Source organism: Psychromonas sp. KJ10-5, from assembly GCF_055808325.1.
Genome location: NZ_CM147864.1, coordinates 3,688,918 through 3,710,546, shown reverse-complemented (window position 1 = coordinate 3,710,546; position 21,629 = coordinate 3,688,918). Strand labels below are relative to the sequence as shown.

Below are 21,629 nucleotides of genomic sequence, written 5' to 3'. Positions count from 1 at the left end.
CTATTTTATGATTATAAGAACTCATCTCCACCGCCGCCGCCTAGCATTAATTCACCTGCATCTGATAATCGACGAGCAATATTAAGGATCTCTTTTTGCGCAGCTTCAACTTCGCTGATCCTAATCGGGCCCATCGCTTCGATATCATCAGCAAGCATTTCAGCAGCACGTTTTGACATATTAGCCAGCACTTTATTCTTAAGCAATTCATCAGCACCTTTCAAGGCTAATTGTAATTGCTCTGGTGGCACTTCACGTAATAGCGTTTGAATACCACGGTCATCAACATCGATAAGGTTATCAAATACAAACATAAGATCTTGAATTTGTTGACTCATATCTTCATCAGACTCACGTAAAGAATCCATTAATGGACCTTCGATAGCCGTATCTAAGTAGTTCATAATGTTCGCGGCTGCTTTAGCACCACCCATTTTCGCAGCTTGTGCACCAGCTTGACCAGCAAACTGTTTCTCCATGATCTCGTTCAATTCTTGCAATGCTGCTGGTTGAACTTCTTCTAAATCTGCAATACGCATCATTAAGTCGAGACGTACCTTTTCCGGGAATTGCGTTAAGATTTCAGCTGATTGTTCAGGATCCAAATATGATAAAACAATGGTTTGAATCTGAGGATGCTCATTTTGAATAATACTTGCAACCTGACGTGCATCCATCCATTTCAGAGAGTCTAGACCTTTAGAACCACTGCCTAAAATAATTTGATCCACTAAATTTCCAGCCTTGTCTTCCCCCAACGCTTCGATTAAAGATGAACGAACAAAGTTTTCACTGTCTAAGCCGATGTTACTGTATTTTTGAATATCTTCGATGAATGCACGATGCACGCTACTCACTTTCGCCTGAGAAGAATCTTCTAATGCAGCCATCTTCATACCTAGTTTTTGTACTTGTTTTGGCTCTAAATTTCTGAATATTTGTGCCGCATCAGCAGGTGTTAAACTCAACATTAACAATGCTGATTTTTCTACACCGCTTAACTGAGTAACATCATAAGTAGCGACTTTAGTTGATTCTTTGTTGTTTTCATTCTCACTCATCTTGTATTAACCACTCTTTAATTACTTGTGCCGATAAACCAGGCTCGTTGGCCACTAAAGATCTTACTGCTGTTAACAGATCTTCATCCTTATGTAGGTCAGGTAATTTAAACTGACCATTGCTCATCCCAAATTCAAGACTCTCATTATCATCATCTGATAACATTTGTAGATTATCATTCTCTACAGAGCCAATTGCTCCGCCTAACTCGTATTCTTCAGCACTTTCAAGTGACTCTGGGTATAATAGTTTTTTCATGATTGGACGAACAATTAATAACAAAGTCAAAATAATGACAAATAAGCTTCCACCAAATCTTACGTAACCTTGAAAGCTTTCCGTTTCCCATAGTGCTTTTTCTGGCTCCACTGGTAATTCAGGACGATTAAAACTCACTGATGCCAGCGCCAAAATGTCGCCACGCGCTACGTTGATCCCTAAGCCACCTAATAATAGTTGCTTGATATTTTCTACTTCTGCCGCACTTCGTGGTGTATAAACGACTTCACCAGCTTCATTAGTTGACTTGATATAATCTAATGCTACTGAAACCGCTAGTCTGTCTACCTTACCCACTTTATGTTTAGTATGCGTAATGGTGGTATCAACTTCATAGTTTCGTGTCGATTCGGTCCGAGACGCACCATTATTTTCTGCTTTTGCATTTTCTGCAGCTTCTTCTAACTCTTCAGGAATTGCACCATTGGCAGGAGGTTGATTAGACAACGCCCCAGGGACAGAGCCAATGACCGCACCTAACGATGATTTATCTTCAATCAACATTTCACTGCGAATCGCTTGATTAGAAGGGTTAAACGTTTTTTTAGTTTCCTCTACGACGGTGAAGTCCATCACCAAATCAACTTCAGAAGTATAATTTGCAATACCTAATACAGGTATAAGAATAGCATCAATTTTTGACTTATATTCGTCTTCTCTTTCGCGTTGCATTGCAAATTCTTTGCTAGTTTGAGCAGAACTGCCTGTACTGCTACCTGAATGCAATAAACGGCCTCTTTGATCTGTCACTGTAACGTTGTTTGGTGAAAGTCCTTGTACCGCTGATGCAACGAGATCAACAATTGAGTCCACTTCCTGTGCTGATAACGCATAAGAACGTGCACTAGTTACAACAACCGTAGCACTTGCTTGTCTTTCTTTACGAGCAAACACACTTTCTTTAGGAATTGCTAATAAGACCTGTGCATTAGTAATGTTTTTCATTTCTTTAATCGCGAGTGCTAATTGACGCTCACGACTTAGCTTTAACCTTTCTTTTTCAACACGTTGACTTACACCGAAGCCCATATCTTGTAATAAAATATCATCGCCGTTGTCTGCATCGTCATTTGCTAAACCTGCACGTGTCATCAGCAGTTTAACTTTTTGATATTGATCGGACATAACAGAGACGTTATTACCTTCAAGTTTATAAGGAATTTTTTGTTGATCTAAAAAATCCAATGTAGAGATCAACTCATCTGTTTGATAGGTACCTAATGGGCGATATTCAGCTTCCTTGCCCCACGACCAAATGATTACAACAATCGCTAACACAATTAATAAACCAATAATCATGCTAATTTGTCGTAATACATCTACATTAGAGAAGAATGATGAAACCGCGCTTTTTTGCGGGGTTACCACTTCACTATCACTCCCTTCTAGCAATAAATTTGCGTTGCTTGCTGAATCAGACACAGGACTTCCTTTTTAACGAATTGACTTTAAACAAAAGCTGATTAAACAGGCATGCTCATAACTTCTTTATAAGCTTCAACCATTTTATTGCGCACCTGTACGGTTGCATCAAAGGCTAAACTTGATTTGTTTGCTGCAATCATCACATCAGATAAACTGACATTTTCATCACCCATTTCGAAACCATTGCGTAATTCAGTGGTGTTTTGCTGTAAACCATTCACATTATCAATAGCTTGTTTCAGCATGGCAGAGAAGTCAGCAGGAGCAGGGTTAACTGAAGAGGTGTTTAATTCACGACTCAAACCTTTTGCTTCGACACTTTGTGTTTGTAACTCTTTAAACATTGATGCTGCATTAATATTCATATTGATTAGCCTATTTTTGACACTGATACTTGTAAAAAGCAATTACTATGCCATTAACTAAAAATAGGTATTAATTTATATTAAGGGTGAGGTGAAGATAACCTCTAATGTAGGAAAATAGTAAAAAATGCAGAGAGAGGGTAATGGATAGTGAACAATGGCATTAAGTTAAATTAATGCCATGAGTTCATTAAGTTAATTATTGAGCGTTTAGTTTTTCAATCTCTTTATCTAAAGCAAGATCTGCACGCTCTGCTTTAAACTCTTGGTACAAAATATCTTTTTGTTGTGCATTAACAGTTCGCTCAGATGCGCTGATCAATTGTTCGAAAATAGCTTGCGTTGATTGTTGACCAATACCGACTAATACACATAAATTAGTTTTATCAGCAATATTCACAATATCCGTTTGAATTGGATTAGTACCCACTAAGGTTTGCTGAGTCACTTGTTTAGAAACACTTGAGAAAGTTGTACCAGATTCAACACCGGAAGATGCCTCAATTTTATCACGGTATGTTTTATCCATTGCACTAACACGCGTTTCAATTCGTTGTGCTAAAGAAGTACGCGCATTTGCAACAGCTTGCTGCTTATCGATTGACATATTGCCAGACCACAAAACACATTCAGAAACAGCAATCCCATCGTCAATCTGTGGGTTTAAAATCCATCCAGGAATATCGCCTACAGCAGTTTCTTGTACAGGTTCACTTGAAGAGCAGGCAGTCAATAACACTATGGTAGATAGGCTTAACAGAGACTTTATTTTCAACATTATCATTCCTTAATTAACATAATAATACCAACCACTGCTTAATGTCATTGGTATAACAATCATCCTCTCATAACAGTCTAAGTTATTTATAAATTATTTACATAAAAAAATCCCCATTTTAATCATTAAAATGGGGATTTAAATTATTTTAATAGTTAACTTGCACCATCAATGATGCGTAACTTATTAATTATTAGTTTTTAAATTCAGGGTAAGCTTCAACACCACAATCGTGCATATCCATACCTGCATCTTCTTGCTCAGCAGTAACACGGATACCCATAGTTACTTTGATGATAGACCAAACTACCCATGATGCGATGAATACAAATCCGAAGATAACTGCTGCGCCGTAAAGCTGAGTCATTACTGATGCACCGTCGTTAGACATTGGTACAATTAATAAACCAAATAGACCACACACACCGTGTACAGAGATAGCACCTACTGGATCATCAATTTTCAATTTATCTAGACCTACAATGCTGTAAACAACAATTACACCAGCAACTAGACCGATAAATGCAGAGGCTAATGGTGATGGAGATAGTGGATCAGCAGTGATTGCAACTAAACCAGCTAATGCGCCGTTTAGAATCATAGTTAAATCTGCTTTACCCCATTTAAATTTACTTACTAATAGTGCTGCAATAGCACCAGTTGCTGCTGCGGCATTAGTATTTAGGAAGATTTGACCCACTGCTGTTGCGTTTTCTGCATCAGAAAGAAGTAATTGAGAACCACCGTTAAAGCCGAACCAACCCATCCATAAGATAAATGTACCTAATGTAGCAAGTGGCATGTTTGAACCTGGAATTGGGTGAACACTTCCATCTTTACCGTATTTACCACGACGAGCACCTAGCAAAATTACCGCTGCTAACGCTGCTGCAGCACCAGCCATGTGAACGATACCTGAACCAGCGAAATCACTGAAACCAGCTTCACTTAGGAAACCGCCGCCCCATGTCCAGTAACCTTCCATTGGGTAGATAAAACCAGTTAGGAATACTGAGAAGATTAAGAATGCCCATAGCTTCATACGTTCAGCCACTGCACCCGATACGATAGACATTGCTGTTGCAACAAATACCACTTGGAAGAAGAAATCAGACTCTAAAGAATGATCTGCACCTTCAGAAGGTGAACCAATAAGAGAGCCAAAAGAAGGTAACCAACCACCAGCGCTGTTATCAACATACATAATGTTGTAACCAACTAATAAGAACATAGTACATGCGATTGCATATAACACGATATTTTTAGTTAAAATTTCAGTTGTATTTTTAGAGCGAACTAAACCTGCTTCTAACATGGCAAAACCTGCTGCCATCCACATAACTAGCACACCTGATATTAAAAAATAAAAGGTATCCAACGCAAATCTTAGTTCTGTAACTGTTGTTTCCATAATAGTAATCCTTAACTTATATAAACTTGTGGTTTAAAGTGCTTCTTCGTCGAATTCGCCAGTACGAATACGAACAACTTGCTCTAATGGCTGAATGAAAATCTTACCATCACCCACTTTCCCTGTATTAGCTGCGCTAATAATAGCTTCAACTAAACGTTCAATATCTTCGTCTTTAACCGCAATTTCTAATTTCACTTTAGGTAAGAAATCAACTTGGTATTCAGCACCACGATATAATTCTGTGTGGCCTTTTTGACGACCGAAACCTTTAACTTCAGAAACAGTGACACCAGCGATACCAATACCCATTACAGCTTCGCGTACTTCATCTAATTTAAATGGCTTAATAATTGCGGTTAACATTTTCATCATATATTCCTTTAAGGTGTATTAAACGTTTTGTTCATAGTCATCTATTAACAACTAACGTGCCAGAAAAAAATAAACCAACAATAACAACAACTTAACAAATAACCACCACTAATTACTTATTTGTTCTGCACCATAACAGTGCAACAATAAACCAGCTAACGCACCGATATGTATCAGATGAAATATTTGTCACAAAAATAATTAATGAACTTTGTAAATGATTGATTGTCATGATCCTTTATGTTGATAAAAGCTAACTTTCGAGCATCAAAAAAGTGACTTTTATGAGCATTTAATCCTTTATCTCTCCGGTATAAATGACCATGAAATAAAAATTAATTAACCAACTAACCTGCTTAGCCCTTAGCAAATAAAGCTTCATCTGCTATAGTGCGTAACAATTTTTCGACTTAACAACCTTGAAGGTATGTAACATGAAAAAAATAAGCCTACTGCTTATCACTTTCTTACTTAGTATTAACGCGCTAGCCGCTCCAATGATTGTTCCTAAAGCTCCATCAATAGCAGCCAAAGGCTACCTATTAATAGACTTTGATTCTGGGAAAGTCCTTTCTGAAAATAATAGTGAAGAAACATTAGAGCCAGCTTCTTTAACTAAGATGATGACCAGCTATATCATCGGACAAGAGTTAAAATCTGGTAACTTAAAGTTGACTGATAAAGTAACTATCTCGAACAACGCTTGGTCTAAAAACTTCCCTGATTCTTCAAAGATGTTTATCGAAGTCGGTAAAGAAGTAACAGTTGAAGACTTAAACAGAGGTATCATCATTCAATCTGGAAATGATGCTTGTGTAGCAATGGCAGAACATATTGCAGGTAGTGAATCAGCTTTTGCAGATTTAATGAATTCATGGGCTGCGCAATTAGGTATGAATGATACACATTTTGTAAACAGTCATGGTTTACATGCAGATGGACATCATACAACGGCTAAAGATATGGCGATATTAGCTAAAGCTATCATCACTGACGTACCTAATGAATACAAAATCTATAGCGAAAAATCATTCAAATACAATGGTATCGTACAATATAATCGTAACGGTTTATTATGGGATAAAAGCTTAAATGTAGATGGTATGAAAACCGGTCATACTAGCGCTGCGGGTTATAGCTTAGTATCTTCTGCAACAAAAGATGGTATGCGTTTAATCAGTGTTGTAATGGGAACTCGCTCAGATGAAGCACGTAAAGTTGAAAGCAAAAAGTTATTGAACTGGGGCTTCCGTTTCTTTGAAACCATCACTCCTTATAAGGCTAATGACCAATTAGCTAATGAACGTATTTGGATGGGTACACAAGCAAACATTCGTTTAGGTGTTCCAGTTGATACACCATTAACGCTACCACGTAACCAATCTCAAAACTTAAAAGCGGATTTCGTTATCGATAACGAGCTACGTGCACCAATTCAAAAAGGTGACAAAGTAGGTCAAGTTAACTACACATTAGCTGATGAAGCGGTAGCAAGTTACGACTTGATTGCCTTAGAAACCGTTGAAGAAGGTGGTATTTTCAGCCGTATCATCGATTACATTAAATTATTATTTATTGGTTGGTTTGGTTAAAATAGTCCCCATATATACCGTTCACATTTAGGTATAACAATTACCCAAATAATTAAAAGTGAGGCAAGTCCTCACTTTCCAATATCTAACTTGCTCAGGAACCAATCATGGCATTGAATACTAAATTTGATGAATTACTCGACTTTCCATGTAACTTCTCATTCAAAGTAATGGGCCTTGCTGACCCAAAACTTATCCCAGATGTGTTATCTGTTATTCAAAAAATCGCACCTGGTGATTACGCACCGACAGTCAAACCCAGCTCTAAAGGTACTTATCATTCATTAGCTATTCCTGTTATTGTGAATAGTAAAGAGCAAATTGAAGATATTTATACTGCTTTGAATAAACTCGATCTTGTACGTTACATTTTATAAGCCGATAACATGACTGCAATTCAAGACAAATTGATCATTCGCTACTTAGGGGTTACACCTTACCAAGAAACTTGGCAAGCAATGAGTGATTTCACTGAGCAACGCGATCAAGATACGATCGATGAAATTTGGTTAGTAGAGCATACTCCGGTATTTACCCAAGGACTTGCCGGTAAAGCAGAGCACTTATTAAGAACCTCTGATATTCCTGTTGTTAAAAGTGACCGTGGTGGACAAATAACCCATCATGCACCCGGACAATTAATAGCCTATTTACTGATTAACATTCGTCGTAAAGACTTCAACGTACGGAGCTTAGTAAGTATAATAGAACAGGCTATTATCGATTTGCTAGCAGACTATAATGTTACTGCTATTGCAAAGCCAGATGCACCAGGCGTTTATGTTGATGGTAAAAAAATTGCTTCATTAGGATTAAAGATCCGCAAAGGTTGCTCATTTCACGGTTTAGCCTTAAATGTAGATATGGATCTCAAGCCTTTTTTACAAATTAACCCATGTGGTTATGCAGGATTAGAGATGACTCAATGTTGTGACTTAGGTATTAATGCCTCTGTTGCGGAGTTATCGCCGTTATTGATTGAGAAGTTGAATCAAAATTTACACTACACACAGATAGAGAGTTTTATTAATGAACACTAAGCCAAGTCAATTAACTGCGGGCAACAAACTGCGCGATGCAGATAAAATGTCTCACATCCCTATTAAAGTTATTCCTTCAGATAAACACACGGTACTTAAAAAGCCATCGTGGATGAAGATAAAATTAGCAGCGGATAATACACGTGTTAGTGAAATTAAAGCGGCCTTACGTAAAAATAAATTACATTCTGTTTGTGAAGAAGCTTCATGCCCTAACTTAAACGAATGTTTTAACCACGGTACGGCAACCTTTATGATTCTAGGTGATATCTGTACTCGTCGTTGTCCATTCTGTGATGTTGGCCATGGTAAGCCTTTAGCTGTCGATAAAGATGAACCAAAGAAATTAGCAGAAACCATCAAAGACATGAAGTTAAAATATGTGGTAATTACTTCGGTTGACCGTGATGATTTGCGTGATGGTGGCGCACAACATTTTGCAGATTGTATCCGAGAAATTCGCTTATTAAATCCAAGTATTAAGATTGAAATCTTAGTACCTGACTTTAAAGGTCGTATGGATAAAGCATTAGCGTGTTTTGAAAAAGATGTACCAGATGTATTTAACCATAACTTAGAAACAGCACCGCATTTATACAAGCAGGTTCGTCCAGGCGCTGACTATAAATGGTCATTACAACTGCTGAAAAAATTTAAAGAACAACACCCTACGGTACCGACTAAATCTGGTGTTATGATGGGGTTAGGTGAAAGTAACGAACAAATAGAAACAGTCATTCGAGATCTTGCAGATCATGGCGTAACAATGCTGACACTTGGCCAATATTTACAACCTAGCTTACAACATCTTGCGGTAGAGCGTTACGTTCCACCAGCAGAGTTTGATGCTCTAGGTGAAATGGCTAAGTCGGTTGGTTTTGAACATGCAGCTTGTGGTCCATTAGTGCGTTCTTCATACCATGCTGATTTACAAGCTTCAGGTAAAGAAGTTAAATAAACTTACTTTATGACTCGCCAAAAAAGCCAGCTTTCAAGCTGGCTTTTTTGTGGATATTTTATATTTATTCTTGGTCGCTTTTCTCTTGCTGTTCAGCTTGTTGTTGGTTTTGTAACTTATCGTTATCTAAGACTTGTTTTAAATCAGCTAAGTGTTGACGTACTGCCGCGCCGTAATGTTTATCGTCGCCCCAAACATCAGCTAACTCCTCTAAGGCACTTTCATCGTACTTTTTAAATAGATCACCCGCTTTTTCTGCAAATGAAGGTGATTCACCCAATAACTTCAGTGCATCTACACCTAAATTCACTGCAGAATCGAAACTTTCTCGTCTGAAGGTATGTACGCCTTTTTGAAGAATACGATAAGCATGTGTCCTATCAATAGCACGCACCACTATTTTTAAGTTAGGAAAGTACTTTTGCGCTATGTCGATTATCTGTAAAGACTTTTCAGCTTCATCCACTGCAATCACTAATAACTTCGCTTCATCAGCACCCGCAGACTTTAATAAGTCACCGCGAGCAGCATCACCGTAAAACACTTTAATACCAAAACGACGTACTAAATCAATCTGTGCAGGGCTGTGATCTAAAATAGAAAGGTGATAGCCCTGTGCGGTTAATAAACGCCCTACCACTTGTCCAAAACGTCCATAACCCACGATAATCACATGGTCAGTAGACTCTAAATGTTCAGGGTCATCATAGGCAGCTGTGTACTTATCTTTTAATAACAGGTGTTCATATATCATTAATAATACTGGCGCAAATAACATAGAAATGGCCACTACTAAGGTAGTAATTTTAGACTCTTCAGCAGTCAGTATATTCAAGGTACCGGTTAATGAAATCAATACAAAGGCAAATTCTCCACCCTGCGCTAAGGCTAATGAAAATAGTATTTTCTGCTTAGACTTAAGTTTAAAGAGTAGCGCAATCCCATATAAGACCAGGCCCTTGAGAACAATTAAGCCAATAACTAATCCCATGATTAATAGGAACTGCTCGGATAACAGTTGAAAATCAATGGATGCACCAACTGCAATAAAGAATAAGCCCAGTAACAAACCTTTGAAAGGTTCGATATCGGTTTCTAACTCATGCCTGAATTCACTTTCCGCTAAGACAACACCAGCTAAGAAAGTGCCTAATGCCGGTGATAGACCTATCTTTTGCATGATCAATGCAATAGAAACAACCAAAAACAGCGTAAAGACAGTAAAGATCTCCCTTAGGCGTGTATCAGCAATATAACGGAACAAAGGCGTTGAAACGTATTTACCAATAAAGTAGATACCACTGATCACTAACAATGAAATACCTACCTGCCCCCATGCAGGAAAGTCTTCGATCAAACTACCATGACTTTCAATATCAGAGCCTGAATCACTAAAAGCCAATAATGGCAACAATGCTAAAATAGGGATCACTGCAATGTCTTGAAAGAGTAAAATAGAGAAGGTATTTTGCCCTGCTGGTTGCTTGATCCAACCTTTTTCCGTTAGCGTTTGTAATACGATTGCCGTTGATGATAGAGCTAACATTAAACCTAAGGCTAATGTAGTTTGCCAATGCATATCAAATAATAAGTAACAAGCCCCCCAAATTAATAAGGTGCTTAACCCAACTTGTAAACCACCTTGTAGCACTATTGAATGACGCAATTTCCATAAACGACTAGGTTGTAACTCTAAGCCAATTAAAAATAACATCATAACCACGCCAAACTCTGCAAAATGCAGCACCTCAGATTGGTCTCCCACTAAGCCAAGTGCAAATGGTCCGATTAAAATGCCGGCTAACAAATAGCCTAAAACAGAGCCTAACCCAAGGCGCTTAGCAATAGGAACAGCAGCAAGTGCTGCAGCAAGGTAAATGACAACAATTTCTAGCATTAGGGTCCTTAAGTGATAATAAAATAAATAGAATGAAGCATAATGGTTATTAGTTTAATGGATAAGCCCTAACAAATATCCCTTATTTTCAATTTAGCTGCAATCTTAAATTTTCTGCTAAATACACAAAAGCCTCTATCTAAGAGGCTTTAAAGTAATATGCATAAACTAATAATGATTAATTATTCAAAACCATAAAACCCTGGAAATATAACGATTGAAGCTAAGACTAATAACTGTAAACCGATAAAGGGAACAACCCCTTTATAGATATCCATGGTTTTCACCTGTGGCGGGGCAACACCTTTTAGGTAAAATAGACTGAAACCAAAGGGAGGTGTTAAAAAGGAGGTTTGTAAATTCATCGCAATTAATATTGCAAACCAAGTTAAATCAATCCCCATCATTTCTGCAATTGGATACAACATAGGAACCACAATAAATGATATCTCAACAAAGTCGATAAAGAATCCTAATACCAAAATAACCAGCATTGAAATGATTAAAAAGCCCCATTTCTCACCTGGTAAACTGAACATGATCTCTTCAATGATCTCTTCGCCACCAGTGTAGGAAAACACCATCGAGAACGCAGTCGCTCCAATAAAGATAGCAAATACCATAGAAGTTACTTTAAGAGTTTCAATTGAAGACTCCCAAATAACTTTCCAAGAGCATTGCCTATATAGCATAGCTAATAGAATTGCTCCCACCCCACCAATAGCAGAAGACTCGGTCGGTGTTGCAACTCCATAGAAAATAGATCCTAACACAGCAAAAATAAGCGTTAATGGTGGTGCAATTGCCTTAAAAGCTATCCAATAAGGCGTTAATCCACCTGTTCCAGACAACGCTGACTCAGGTAAAGCAGGTGCAGATTCAGGTTTAAAATAAGCGTAAATTAAAACGTATAAAATAAATGCAGCAACTAAGATTGCTCCAGGGAATATTGCAGCTCTAAATAGATCTCCTACAGGTACCCCCATTACATCCCCAAGTATAATAAGAATAATTGAAGGAGGAATAATTTGACCTAATGTCCCAGAAGCACAAATAACACCAGTGGCTAGTTTTTTGTCATAGTTATACTTCAACATAACAGGTAAAGAAATAACTCCCATTGCCACAACAGAGGCCCCAACAACACCCGTTGATGCCGCTAACAAGCAGCCCACCAAGATGGTTGAAACAGCAACACCACCTCGCACACGCCCAAACAATTGCCCCATTGCTTCTAACAACTGCTCTGCTAATTTAGTTTTTTGTAAAATATTCCCCATGAAGATAAACATAGGGACAGCCATCATGATTGAGTTTTCCATGATACTCATAATGCGATAAGGCATGAAAGCGAATAACTCTACTCCTTCCGCAAAAATGCCAAAGATCAGGGCAACACCTGCAAACACAAAAGCCACAGGAAAACCCGTTAATAGCAGCAATAAAGCGACTCCAAACATAATAATGCCAATCATAAAAATTCCCTTTAAATGTTGTGGTTAGTTATGTTGCGTAAACTTTTTATAAGTACGCCAAAGGCACTTAATGCTAACGCGAATGCAGAAAAAGGAATCATTGATTTAATGATCCAACGATGAGATAAACCACCCGGATCACCACTGGTTTCTTGTAGATTGTAGGACTCTAAAGCGAAACTGTAGCCGTACCATATGATCAGAACACAAAAAGGAAGTAAGAAGAATAAACAACCTAAACAGTTAATCCATGCCTTTCCTTTCACACTTAATCTTTCATAAATAATATCAACACGTACATGCCCCTCTTCTTTTAAGGTATAAGCAATGCCTAATAAAAACATTGAAGCAAATAAGTGCCATTCTAATTCTTGTAAACCAATTGAACTGGATTTAAAAAAGTAACGTGCCACCACATCGTAAAAAACATTAACCAATAATAAAATCATTAATGTGGCTGCAATTTTTCCAACGATGTCAGAAAAGCGATCAAATACATTTTGCAGACTTTCCATCTAATAATATTCCTTATAGATAAAGAGTGGATAAGCAACAATTAAAAGCGACACAATCCATAGTGTCGCTTTTAATAATCAAGCAGTTATTCTTTAGTACTTTGAATGTAACCAAACTCTGAAATATCAGTCCATACTCGTACTAATTTCAAGTAATCTTGTTGAGATTTAATGATTTTAGCGGCCATTTCATCACTTGCCGCTTTTTCAGCAAGAATTTCATCGTTGGCTTTTTTCATTGCAGCTAATACTTCAGGTGGGAAAGTTTTCACTTTAATATCAGGGAACTCTGAAGTCATTTCTGCCCAGTTTTCAGCACTTGATGCGTAGGATTGAACATACATATCGTAAGAGGCTTTGTGCATAGCCACTTTTAAGATAGCTTGTAGATCAGCTGGTAATGAGTCTAATTTCTTTTTATTAATGATAAACATTAATTCTGTAGCTGGCTCATGCCATCCCATGTAGTAAAAAGGAGCTATTTTATGGAAGCCCATACGCAGATCTAACGAAGGACCCACCCATTCTAATGCATCAATCGTGTTACGCTCTAACGCTGTGTATAACTCACCTGGCGGTATATTTACCGGTGTTGCACCTAATTTTGCTAAGACTTCACCAGCAAAACCAGGAATACGCATTTTCAGGTTTTTCAAATCATCGAGATTATTGATCTCTTTACGGAACCAACCACCCATTTGCACGCCTGTATTACCACCAGGGAAGGCAACTAAATTATGATCGGCATAAACTTCATCCATCAGTTCCTGACCACCTCCATATTGGAACCAGGCGTATTGCTCCATAGCCGTCATCCCAAAAGGCATAGTTGTAAAATACAGGGTATTAGGTACTTTGCCTTTATAATAATAACTTGCTGAATGCCCCATATCATATTGGCCACTTTTTACCATATCAAAGACACCAAAGGCAGACTTATGCTTATTTGCTGAATCGACACGGATTTTTAAACGGCCATTTGACATCTCTTCTGCCATCTTCACCATATTTTTAACTGAGTCACCAAAAACGGGAAAATTAGGCCCCCATGATTCAGCGAGCTTCAAACGATAAACTTTATCTGCTGCAAACAAATTCACACTTGTGACCATCACAACTGCGGCTACTAAGGTTTTTTTATATAAAGACTTCAGCATGTTAAACTCCATGTAAAATTAGGTTAAACGTCTTGTTTTAAAACAATAAAGTGAAACTAAGAAAAGACTCTTTTTCACTTGCTCATATCACGTAAAGTGTTATGAGCTTGTTAACAGACTGCCACTATCACAACAGATATGAATCTGTTTAATCGTCAATTTGATGCATATATCACAGGGGGCTTGTTTTTTTTAAGAAAAAGCAGTGCTCGCGCAATAAAAGAGCAATTTAAAAAAGTACATTCTCCGATCCAAGTGCGCTTATTTAAACTCTGTCTCTTACATAGTAAAAAATGTAGGTTTAGCAATCACTTAACAGTGAGTAATAAAACATTTAACATTCGTTGCATTACAATTTTAAAGGGCATAGAAATCAATGAGTATTACCGACAGCATTTTATATCAGCAGATTAACTCAAGCCCTTTACAAGCCATTACCCATCCTTTGTTAACAGAAAAAGCAATCCACTTGTCAATTAAACGAGATGACTTATTACATCCAGAGATAGCGGGAAATAAATGGCGAAAGTTAAAATACAATTTGCTACAAGCTGAAGCACAACAAAAAACACACCTACTCAGTTTTGGTGGTGCGTTTTCTAACCATATCCATGCATTAGCTGCTGCCTGCCACCACTTCAAGTTTCAAGCAACAGGTATTATCAGAGGTGAAGCTCACTATGCAGCGAATCCTACCTTATCTCAGGCTCAACAATGGGGAATGACATTACAATTTGTTAATCGACAAACTTATCGTTTAAAAGAACAGACTGAATACTTATTAAAATTACAACTGCAATACCCAGAGGCTTACCTGATTCCAGAAGGAGGCAGTAATGCTTTTGCTGTTCCAGGTGTCGAAGAGATCATAATTGAATTGGCCGACCAACATCCTACTGCTATTGACCATATATTTACGGCAACAGGCAGCGGAGGGACGTTGGCAGGATTAATCAGTGGAGCAGCCAAATATAGCCCTACAACACAAGTACATGGTATTGCCGTATTAAAAAACGCACTGTATCTACAACATAATGTAAAACAATGGGCTAAATCAGAACATGAAGTTAGTTGGCACTTACATACTGAAAATCATGAGGGAGGATACGGTAAAATCTCCAAACCGTTAGCTGATTTTTGCCACCAATTTAGTAATGAGACTCAAATACCCATAGAGCCTATATACACAGGAAAAATGTTTTACGCGTTGTGGCAATTAATTGAACAAGACTATTTTGCAAGAGAAACAAATATAGTCGCCTTACACACAGGAGGGTTGCAAGGCTTAGCAGGGTTAAAGTTGCTTAAAAAATTTTAAATTTATAACAATGGATTTAGTTTATTAGCACGACAACATTTAACTAATGTCTATGGCACGCATCCGCTTAGGAGAAGTAAATAACCCGCCTTGGCCTGCATAGACACCTAAGCGAAGTAAGCACTTCCATTCTTGCTGGCTTTCAATACCGACTGCAATCACTTTTGCATCACTATTTAAACAACTGGCCAGCAGACTTTGAACCGCCACTTGATTGGTGCTTCTGAGATGAATATCTCTCACTAAACTACTATGAAGTTTTAAATAATCGATATTAAAATCCAAAATATACTGGGTATTAATAACGTATTTACCCACATTATCAATTGCTATCTGACAACCTATTTTTTGCAAGGGAACAACTGCAGTTCGTAAAGGATAATAATATTTATCAACCAAATGCTCTGAAATTTCAATCACTAAATTATTACGCAACTTTTTAGATTTTTGCATAAGCTCGAATAAAAACCACTTATAGTTTTCTTTATTCATTAATAAATGCGAGCAAACATTGACTGAAATCGCTTTAGAGGATTCCCCTCTTTGTACCAATAACGCTAAGACCTTCTCTAACATTTGTCTATCTATCTGCGCTTGTAGCCCACACTTTTCAGCCATCGGCATAAATGTGCCAGCAGAAATAACTTCTTGCTCATCACCCAGGATACGCGGCCATAATTCAGTATAAACGATCCCGACAGCATCACGCTCCATAACGTGCTGCTGATATAACAATAGTGATTTTTTCTCCAGCACGTCTGTTAATAAAGTACGCCAACGCACCGTTCCTTTAGCAATAACAGTATGCTTGAGGTTCTCTTCCGATATATGCCAACCACTCACCTTCTGATGTTCTGCAACTAACACTGCACGATTAACATCATCAATAATGAGATCCGTTTTACTACCATAAGGAAAGTTAACCACTCCAACATGGAAGAAGTTTTCAATCATCTCTGGATCAGGTAATTGTAATTGAAATAAAGAACGGGTGAGTTGTTTGGCCACGACTTTGGTCTCATCGTAGTCCATCTGCGGCAACAAGATAACAAACTCAGACTTATTTGCTCTACCATAAAAACTGTCATCAAAACGGCGACAAAAATGATTTAATAAATCGACCATTTGCGAGATTATTTTTTCACTTTCTGCACTACCAAAACGATATTTCAGGGTACTTAATTCAGTTAAACTAACTAAAATCAAACTGCTTGACGCAAAGCTTTCATCCATTACAACGGTATCGAGTCGATTATCAAATGCTAGGCGATTACCTATCCCCGTTGCTTCATCTAAAAAAGCTTTTCCACGAATATGAATATCAAATACGCTGCGCTCTTTACGGCTATTTTCTAATCTTTCTGATAACACATCTAAAGCTTTGCTGGCTGCTTTAGGCCATTCACCTTTTTGAGCGAAGCGAGCCGTTGGATTATTTTGCAACAAGTAACGTGCTCGTCGCTCTAATAACTCAGCCCCATAGAAAGAACGCTTAATCCAACGTAATGCAAAATATAATAAACTCAAAGACAACAATATCGCAGTCCCAACACCAATCAACGGCCAAAAGGTAAACTGTAGCTCTGAAAAAGGCTGACGAGTGTGTAAAATTAAATGTACGTTGGGATACCTCTCTAACGTATAAGAGTAACTAAGTAATAACCGCATTGGGTAATATTCACGGCTTTCAAAGTAATTTTGATAGACAGTGACATCATCACGTTTAACCTCTAAACGTACAATTCCAGATGCATCAAGCAGATCCGGCAACCAGTGATCAAACTGAGTCTCAGTGGTTTGCTTATCTAACTGCTTTTCAATCACCTCGATAATACTATCGATTCTTTGCTGATGATATTTTAATGAAAGTGAGCGTAAACTAACCAAGCCTCCGACTAAGACCAAGCTAATACACGTCAATACAATCGCACTAGTAATAAACGTAAATTTATTAGTGAATTTCATAACATCCCTGTGACAAACTATTTTAAAGGTAAAGGTGAGTAATAGTTAAAATAACAATATAATACCGAGCCAAGTATCCACTTCCATTGGTATAATGGCATTTTCATCATCATTTAGGCTTCTAATAATAAGCTGTAATAGGAAATTTTCATGGCACTTCACTCGACCTTTTCAAATCCAAGCCAAGTTTTACAGCGTAACGAATCTTTATTCACTGATAAATCAATATTAGTTGCAGGCAATATTGATGACCACTACCCTATCCACTTACAAACAATAGCATCATCAAGCACTTTTTGTTTTAATGATTACCGTTATTATGAGCAATTAAAAGATCAATTAACCAATTCAGATGTCCACTTTACTGCCGATTACCAAGGTAATGAAGAGCAACAGAAATTTGACTTACTATTAATCTACATTCCCAAAGCCAAAACAGAAATTGAATACTTACTGGCAAACTTAACACCTCATTTAAAAGAGAATGCAGGTATTGTGCTGGTTGGTGAAAAAAAATGTGGTATTAAAAGCGTTGCCAGCCTACTAAAACCCTACTCAGAATATAGTAACCCTATTGATTCTGCACGACATTGTAGCATTATTTATGCAGAACTAAGCAAGCCTGTTGCCGTATTTAATCAGCAGCAATGGATCAAAGACTATCAACTTAAGGTTAATGATGTAAGCCTAACAATTCGTTCTTTACCAGGCGTATTTAGTTTTGGAGAACTAGATAAAGGGAGTGAATTATTATTAAATAATTTACCAGATGAATTACACGGAAAAGGATTAGACTTTGGCTGTGGAGCTGGCGTGCTATCTTGTTACCTACTCAAAAAACATCCTCAATTAGCATTAGATTTAATTGATGTAAACGTTTATGCTTTAGCTAGCGCTAAATTGACATTAGCCGAGAATAACTTACAAGCTAATGTATTTGCATCAGATGTCTTTTCAAAAGTGACAACAGAATACGATTTACTGCTTTCCAATCCTCCTTTTCATTCAGGTCAAAAGACTAACTATGACGCGGCAGAAAGTTTTATCAATGAATCCGCTAAGTTTTTAAAGAAAAAAGGCAGGCTAACGATAGTCGCGAATAAATTCCTACGCTATGAGCCACTTTTAATACAGGCTTACAATACATTTAGTGAAGATGCTCAAAATAATAAATTTAAAGTATTGAGTTGCCTCAAATAATTATCATGTAACTCTGTTACCTTAGTGTTTTGTTGTTAGTATCAAAAGTTAAATAGATTAATAAACAGGCGCTATGTAATTCCAATATCGATTGTATTAAAGGTGTGCTCTTAATGATTAGAAGACAAATGATTTAACTGCAGTATCAGTTGATGTAGACAGAATTTTCCTTAATAACTCTAAGTTCAAAAACGACCAGCTGATCCATCATTAAATAGAGCGCATTATTAGTAGGCTTGATAGAGACATAGTTTTTTAAAATTTAGATATGTGGAGGTTCTATGGCTGATATTTTGGCTATGATACTTGCTGGGGGTGAAGGCTCTCGGCTTTTTCCATTAACTCAGAATCGAAGTAAACCCGCCGTTCCTTTTGGCGGAAATTATAGATTAGTTGATTTTGCATTAAATAACTTCGTTAATGCTGACTTAATGAAAATCTATGTACTGACCCAATTTAAATCTCAGTCTCTTAATATTCACCTCCGCCGCGCATGGCGATTATCAGGTATATCAGATCGTTTTATCGAAGCAATCCCTGCGCAACAACGAGTCAATAAAAACTGGTATTCAGGTACCGCGGATGCCATTTATCAAAACTATCGTTTTATTGAAAAGAGTAAGGCTCATCACGTATGTATCTTCGGTAGTGATCATATTTATAAAATGGATGTACAGCAGATGGTTGATTACCACCAAAAAACGGGTGGAGAGTTAACAGTAGCAGCGATACGAGTACAAAAGAGTCAAGCCCATCATTTTGGTATTATTGAGATAGATGATGCTGGGCATATGATAGGTTTTGAAGAAAAGCCATCTAATGAAAAAGCCAAAACTATTCCTGGAGATCCCGACCATGTTTTAGCTTCTATGGGTAATTATATTTTTAAAACGGATGTGCTGCTCAGTGAATTAGAAAAAGACGCCTTCGATGAAAACTCTAGCCATGACTTTGGTAAAGATATTATCCCTAAATTATTCCCACAGGGTAAAGTCTTTGTTTATAACTTTAACGATAATCAAATTCCAGGCGAGCCAGAAAACGCTTATTGGCGAGATGTAGGTACAATTGATTCATACTGGGAAGCGCATATGGATCTATTAAATGATGATCAGCCAATCTCTTTATATAATAAAAACTGGCCATTACATACCTATCACCCACCATTACCTCCAGCCACTTTCCGAGACCAAGATGAATCGGAAAGCAGTGTATTTAAATCTCATATTGGGGCTGGCTCTTATATTAATGGGGCTGAAATAGAAAACTCTATTCTTGGTTTTAGAAGTCATTTATGCAGAGACGTAAAAATCAAAGGGTGTGTATTTTTAGGCAATGCCAAAATAGGTAAAGGCGCTCGCCTAACCAACGTTATCTTAGATAAAAATGTCGAAGTCGCCCCCTATACGGTAATTGGTGAAAATTTAGATGAAGATCGTAAACAGTTCACTGTTTCTGAAAAAGGTATTGTAGTAATCGGCAAAGGCAGTCGCATAGGCTTTGCGTAAGCGTTAATCAGCATAATATATATTGCTATTTTTATTACTTATATGAGGTTTACTCATGGCAAAAGTTCTCTCTATGATTTTAGCTGGCGGAGAAGGTTCTCGTCTTTACCCACTTACTCAATCACGCACTAAACCTTCAGTGCCTTTTGGCGGTAGTTATCGACTTATTGATTGTGTATTAAATAATTTTGTTAATTCCGATCTATTACGTATTTACGTACTCACTCAATTTAAATCACAATCACTCAATGACCATTTACGTAAAGCATGGGAGTTAAATAGCTTCACTGACACTTTTATTGATGCGATCCCAGCACAAATGAATAAAGGCAAACATTGGTACACAGGTACTGCAGATGCTATCTATCAAAATATTCAATTTATTGAGGCGGATGAAGCAGAAATTGTCTGTATTTTCGGTAGTGATCATATTTATAAAATGGATATCCGCCAAAAAATAGAGTTCCATAAACAGAAAAAAGCAACCCTTACCGTGTCTGCAATCCGCTTGCCCAAAGAACAAGCCTATCATTTTGGCGTTATAGAGGTGGATGTTAACGGGAGAATGGTTGGATTTGCAGAAAAACCAGCAGTAGAAGATGCTAAAACAATCCCAGGTGATCCTGATCATGTACTCGCTTCAATGGGTAATTACATTTTTAACTCAGTTGCATTACAAAAAGAGTTAATTCGTGATGCAGAAAATGAACACTCCAGCCATGACTTTGGTAAAGATATTATTCCGCATCTCTTAAAAACAGAGGATGTTTTTGTTTATGACTTCACCACCAATAAAATACCCAATGAAAATGGAGAGTCTTATTGGCGCGATGTAGGGACGATTGAATCGTACTGGGAAGCCAATATGGATCTTATTAAAGCGACACCACTCATCTCTTTTTATAATAGAGCGTGGCCAATGCATACCTATTATCCAGCATTACCCGCAGCTAACTTTCAAAATCATGATGGTAATACTTGCTCTATACGCAAATCTTTAATTTCTGATGGAGCGTTGATCATCGGTGCAACCGTTGAAAAATCAGTATTAGGATTTAACTGCTTTCTTGACGAGGGGACAAATGTTTATCAATCCGTATTACTAGGTGATACAAAAATCGGTAAAAACTGTCAAATAATCAAAACGATTATTGATAAAGATGTAGAAATCGCAGATGGTGTTAAGATTGGTGTAGACCTAGACAATGATAGAAAGCGCTTTACTGTCTCCGATGAAGGAATAGTTGTGATCCCTAAAGGCGCTAGAATTGGCTTTAATAGTTAACCCATAAGCAGCATATTGATGCGA

At 37.5% G+C, this 21,629-nt stretch carries 19 protein-coding genes; 8 read left to right on the top strand and 11 right to left on the bottom strand.

Annotated elements, in window-relative coordinates; all coding sequences use genetic code 11:
- Positions 1 to 11: 11 nt before the first annotated feature.
- The 6 genes from fliG to AC0L3W_RS16280 all read right to left on the bottom strand — a co-directional run bounded on the left by fliG (position 12) and on the right by AC0L3W_RS16280 (position 5,692).
- Positions 12 to 1,061 (bottom strand): flagellar motor switch protein FliG, encoded by a 1,050-nt coding sequence (fliG, locus tag AC0L3W_RS16305; RefSeq protein WP_290038942.1) that lies wholly within the window; start codon positions 1,059 to 1,061, stop codon positions 12 to 14.
- Positions 1,054 to 2,763 carry a flagellar basal-body MS-ring/collar protein FliF gene (gene fliF / locus AC0L3W_RS16300; protein ID WP_290038941.1) on the bottom strand — a complete coding sequence of 570 codons (1,710 nt, stop codon included), beginning with the start codon at positions 2,761 to 2,763 and terminating at the stop codon, positions 1,054 to 1,056. Before fliF ends, fliG begins: the two co-directional genes overlap by 8 nt.
- A 41-nt stretch (positions 2,764 to 2,804) precedes the next feature.
- Positions 2,805 to 3,131: a flagellar hook-basal body complex protein FliE gene (gene fliE, locus AC0L3W_RS16295; RefSeq protein WP_290038940.1), complete on the bottom strand. Its 327-nt coding sequence runs from the start codon at positions 3,129 to 3,131 to the stop codon at positions 2,805 to 2,807.
- A gap of 199 nt (positions 3,132 to 3,330) precedes the next feature.
- The gene (locus AC0L3W_RS16290) at positions 3,331 to 3,909 is read right to left on the bottom strand and encodes a hypothetical protein (RefSeq protein ID WP_290038939.1); all 579 of its coding nucleotides are present in this window, start codon (positions 3,907 to 3,909) and stop codon (positions 3,331 to 3,333) included.
- Positions 3,910 to 4,102: 193 nt separating this feature from the next.
- A complete protein-coding gene (locus AC0L3W_RS16285) occupies positions 4,103 to 5,320 on the bottom strand; it encodes an ammonium transporter (RefSeq protein ID WP_290038938.1) in 1,218 nt (405 codons plus the stop codon).
- A 33-nt stretch (positions 5,321 to 5,353) separates the two neighbouring features.
- Positions 5,354 to 5,692, bottom strand: a complete 339-nt coding sequence (locus tag AC0L3W_RS16280) for a P-II family nitrogen regulator (RefSeq protein WP_290039113.1) — start codon at positions 5,690 to 5,692, stop codon at positions 5,354 to 5,356.
- Positions 5,693 to 6,129: 437 nt separating this feature from the next.
- Here AC0L3W_RS16280 and AC0L3W_RS16275 point away from each other — a divergent pair, with 437 nt between their 5' ends.
- The 4 genes from AC0L3W_RS16275 to lipA all read left to right on the top strand — a co-directional run bounded on the left by AC0L3W_RS16275 (position 6,130) and on the right by lipA (position 9,285).
- Positions 6,130 to 7,287: a D-alanyl-D-alanine carboxypeptidase family protein gene (locus AC0L3W_RS16275; RefSeq protein ID WP_290038937.1), complete on the top strand. Its 1,158-nt coding sequence runs from the start codon at positions 6,130 to 6,132 to the stop codon at positions 7,285 to 7,287.
- 107 nt (positions 7,288 to 7,394) lie between these two features.
- A complete protein-coding gene (gene ybeD / locus AC0L3W_RS16270; RefSeq protein ID WP_290038936.1) occupies positions 7,395 to 7,664 on the top strand; it encodes a DUF493 family protein YbeD in 270 nt (89 codons plus the stop codon).
- Positions 7,665 to 7,673: 9 nt separating this feature from the next.
- Positions 7,674 to 8,327: a lipoyl(octanoyl) transferase LipB gene (gene lipB, locus AC0L3W_RS16265; RefSeq protein ID WP_290038935.1), complete on the top strand. Its 654-nt coding sequence runs from the start codon at positions 7,674 to 7,676 to the stop codon at positions 8,325 to 8,327.
- Positions 8,317 to 9,285, top strand: coding sequence for a lipoyl synthase (lipA, locus tag AC0L3W_RS16260; RefSeq protein ID WP_290038934.1), 969 nt, complete (start codon positions 8,317 to 8,319; stop codon positions 9,283 to 9,285). Before lipB ends, lipA begins: the two co-directional genes overlap by 11 nt.
- A 64-nt stretch (positions 9,286 to 9,349) precedes the next feature.
- Here the strand turns inward: lipA and AC0L3W_RS16255 are convergent, their stop codons facing one another.
- From AC0L3W_RS16255 to AC0L3W_RS16240, 4 genes are all read right to left on the bottom strand, one after another.
- Positions 9,350 to 11,182 (bottom strand): monovalent cation:proton antiporter-2 (CPA2) family protein, encoded by a 1,833-nt coding sequence (locus AC0L3W_RS16255; protein ID WP_290038933.1) that lies wholly within the window; start codon positions 11,180 to 11,182, stop codon positions 9,350 to 9,352.
- 182 nt (positions 11,183 to 11,364) lie between these two features.
- A complete protein-coding gene (locus AC0L3W_RS16250) occupies positions 11,365 to 12,657 on the bottom strand; it encodes a TRAP transporter large permease (protein WP_409440038.1) in 1,293 nt (430 codons plus the stop codon).
- 11 nt (positions 12,658 to 12,668) lie between these two features.
- Complete coding sequence (locus AC0L3W_RS16245) at positions 12,669 to 13,172, bottom strand: TRAP transporter small permease subunit (RefSeq protein ID WP_290038931.1); 504 nt, start codon at positions 13,170 to 13,172, stop codon at positions 12,669 to 12,671.
- Between the two features lie 86 nt (positions 13,173 to 13,258).
- Positions 13,259 to 14,329, bottom strand: coding sequence for a TRAP transporter substrate-binding protein (locus AC0L3W_RS16240; protein WP_409440039.1), 1,071 nt, complete (start codon positions 14,327 to 14,329; stop codon positions 13,259 to 13,261).
- A 376-nt stretch (positions 14,330 to 14,705) separates the two neighbouring features.
- Between AC0L3W_RS16240 and AC0L3W_RS16235 the strand changes: the two genes are divergently transcribed.
- Positions 14,706 to 15,647 (top strand): 1-aminocyclopropane-1-carboxylate deaminase/D-cysteine desulfhydrase, encoded by a 942-nt coding sequence (locus tag AC0L3W_RS16235; RefSeq protein WP_409440040.1) that lies wholly within the window; start codon positions 14,706 to 14,708, stop codon positions 15,645 to 15,647.
- Between the two features lie 39 nt (positions 15,648 to 15,686).
- On the opposite strand, the gene AC0L3W_RS16230 is transcribed toward AC0L3W_RS16235, so the two are convergent.
- On the bottom strand, positions 15,687 to 17,612 hold the full coding sequence (locus AC0L3W_RS16230; protein WP_409440041.1) for an EAL domain-containing protein: 1,926 nt from the start codon (positions 17,610 to 17,612) through the stop codon (positions 15,687 to 15,689).
- A gap of 150 nt (positions 17,613 to 17,762) precedes the next feature.
- On the opposite strand from AC0L3W_RS16230, the gene rsmC reads away from it, so the two are divergent.
- The 3 genes from rsmC to glgC (AC0L3W_RS16215) all read left to right on the top strand — a co-directional run bounded on the left by rsmC (position 17,763) and on the right by glgC (AC0L3W_RS16215) (position 21,605).
- Positions 17,763 to 18,812 (top strand): 16S rRNA (guanine(1207)-N(2))-methyltransferase RsmC, encoded by a 1,050-nt coding sequence (rsmC, locus tag AC0L3W_RS16225; protein WP_409440042.1) that lies wholly within the window; start codon positions 17,763 to 17,765, stop codon positions 18,810 to 18,812.
- Positions 18,813 to 19,093: 281 nt separating this feature from the next.
- Positions 19,094 to 20,320: a glucose-1-phosphate adenylyltransferase gene (gene glgC / locus AC0L3W_RS16220; RefSeq protein ID WP_409440043.1), complete on the top strand. Its 1,227-nt coding sequence runs from the start codon at positions 19,094 to 19,096 to the stop codon at positions 20,318 to 20,320.
- A 55-nt stretch (positions 20,321 to 20,375) separates the two neighbouring features.
- A complete protein-coding gene (gene glgC, locus AC0L3W_RS16215; protein ID WP_290038925.1) occupies positions 20,376 to 21,605 on the top strand; it encodes a glucose-1-phosphate adenylyltransferase in 1,230 nt (409 codons plus the stop codon).
- The last annotated feature ends 24 nt before the right edge of the window (positions 21,606 to 21,629 follow it).

Coding starts and splice junctions, on each gene's coding strand:
- fliG (WP_290038942.1), bottom strand. CDS start 1,061: ATGAGTGAGAATGAAAACAACAAAGAATCAACTAAAGTCGCTACTTAT.
- fliE (WP_290038940.1), bottom strand. CDS start 3,131: ATGAATATTAATGCAGCATCAATGTTTAAAGAGTTACAAACACAAAGT.
- AC0L3W_RS16290 (WP_290038939.1), bottom strand. CDS start 3,909: ATGTTGAAAATAAAGTCTCTGTTAAGCCTATCTACCATAGTGTTATTG.
- AC0L3W_RS16285 (WP_290038938.1), bottom strand. CDS start 5,320: ATGGAAACAACAGTTACAGAACTAAGATTTGCGTTGGATACCTTTTAT.
- AC0L3W_RS16280 (WP_290039113.1), bottom strand. CDS start 5,692: ATGAAAATGTTAACCGCAATTATTAAGCCATTTAAATTAGATGAAGTA.
- AC0L3W_RS16275 (WP_290038937.1), top strand. CDS start 6,130: ATGAAAAAAATAAGCCTACTGCTTATCACTTTCTTACTTAGTATTAAC.
- ybeD (WP_290038936.1), top strand. CDS start 7,395: ATGGCATTGAATACTAAATTTGATGAATTACTCGACTTTCCATGTAAC.
- lipB (WP_290038935.1), top strand. CDS start 7,674: ATGACTGCAATTCAAGACAAATTGATCATTCGCTACTTAGGGGTTACA.
- lipA (WP_290038934.1), top strand. CDS start 8,317: ATGAACACTAAGCCAAGTCAATTAACTGCGGGCAACAAACTGCGCGAT.
- AC0L3W_RS16255 (WP_290038933.1), bottom strand. CDS start 11,182: ATGCTAGAAATTGTTGTCATTTACCTTGCTGCAGCACTTGCTGCTGTT.
- AC0L3W_RS16250 (WP_409440038.1), bottom strand. CDS start 12,657: ATGATTGGCATTATTATGTTTGGAGTCGCTTTATTGCTGCTATTAACG.
- AC0L3W_RS16245 (WP_290038931.1), bottom strand. CDS start 13,172: ATGGAAAGTCTGCAAAATGTATTTGATCGCTTTTCTGACATCGTTGGA.
- AC0L3W_RS16240 (WP_409440039.1), bottom strand. CDS start 14,329: ATGCTGAAGTCTTTATATAAAAAAACCTTAGTAGCCGCAGTTGTGATG.
- AC0L3W_RS16235 (WP_409440040.1), top strand. CDS start 14,706: ATGAGTATTACCGACAGCATTTTATATCAGCAGATTAACTCAAGCCCT.
- AC0L3W_RS16230 (WP_409440041.1), bottom strand. CDS start 17,612: ATGAAATTCACTAATAAATTTACGTTTATTACTAGTGCGATTGTATTG.
- rsmC (WP_409440042.1), top strand. CDS start 17,763: ATGGCACTTCACTCGACCTTTTCAAATCCAAGCCAAGTTTTACAGCGT.
- glgC (WP_409440043.1), top strand. CDS start 19,094: ATGGCTGATATTTTGGCTATGATACTTGCTGGGGGTGAAGGCTCTCGG.
- glgC (WP_290038925.1), top strand. CDS start 20,376: ATGGCAAAAGTTCTCTCTATGATTTTAGCTGGCGGAGAAGGTTCTCGT.